Here is a 264-nt window from a genome sequence, read left to right as displayed (position 1 = left end):
CCACAATATCCATTTAGAGTCAGGATATTGGTCTCATCGAGTGATATCTGCTTCATTTTCGTGATCTTCATTTCTCGCTTGACCTTAATAGAAGCATTCCCTTTGTCCGTACGATATGGTATGGCAAGGAGCAGAGCGTTTTGATTTTCTATGAAACAGACTTCAGGCGTTTCGACATCCAGCTTTAGACGACGCTTATAATAAGGATTGTCGTCTTCATCTATGAATTGTCCTTCTTCCTCTTCCAATTCCGCCTCTTCGTCC

The 264-nt window shown here is 42.0% G+C and carries 1 pseudogene; it reads right to left on the bottom strand.

The window, feature by feature from the left end:
- Positions 1 to 248 (bottom strand): annotated as a pseudogene (locus R0J92_RS23710) (hypothetical protein); the annotation flags it as partial.
- Positions 249 to 264 lie beyond the last annotated feature (16 nt).

Source organism: Tritonibacter sp. SIMBA_163 (genome assembly GCF_046535935.1).
GTDB classification, from domain to species: domain Bacteria; phylum Pseudomonadota; class Alphaproteobacteria; order Rhodobacterales; family Rhodobacteraceae; genus Epibacterium; species Epibacterium scottomollicae.
The sequence above is the reverse complement of the archived record's forward strand: the minus strand, read 5'-3'. Positions and strand labels throughout refer to the sequence as shown.